The organism is Psychrobacter sp. TB55-MNA-CIBAN-0194, assembly GCF_040309505.1.
Taxonomy (GTDB): domain Bacteria; phylum Pseudomonadota; class Gammaproteobacteria; order Pseudomonadales; family Moraxellaceae; genus Psychrobacter; species Psychrobacter fozii.
In genome coordinates, this window is sequence record NZ_JBEOOW010000074.1 from 1 (window position 1) to 353 (window position 353).

Below are 353 nucleotides of genomic sequence, written 5' to 3' on the forward strand. Positions count from 1 at the left end.
CAGCATTATTGGCCAGTTGTTTTTGTTCAACTAACCAATTATCAAAATCGGCCTCCGATAATGCTTGCACCACAATCGGCATGAAACCATGGTCTTTACCGCATAACTCGGCACATTGACCGCGATACGTTCCAGGCTTATCAATACGAGTCCAGGCTTCGTTGATAAAGCCTGGGTTGGCATCTTTTTTAACCGCGAAAGCGGGCACCCACCATGAGTGGATAACATCATCTGATGTCATCAAGAAGCGCACTTTTTGGTTAATAGGCAGTACTAATGGCTTATCGACTTCAAGGAGGTAATGTTCGCCTTTGGCCTCACTGCCATCAATTTGTGCTCTGGGAGTGGATAAT

The 353-nt window shown here is 45.6% G+C and carries 1 protein-coding gene; it reads right to left on the reverse strand.

Annotation, left to right across the window (positions count from 1 at the left end; translation table 11 throughout):
• Positions 1–353 (reverse strand): cupredoxin domain-containing protein (locus tag AAEY75_RS14310; protein ID WP_502944419.1); only part of this gene is annotated, 353 nt, incomplete at both ends.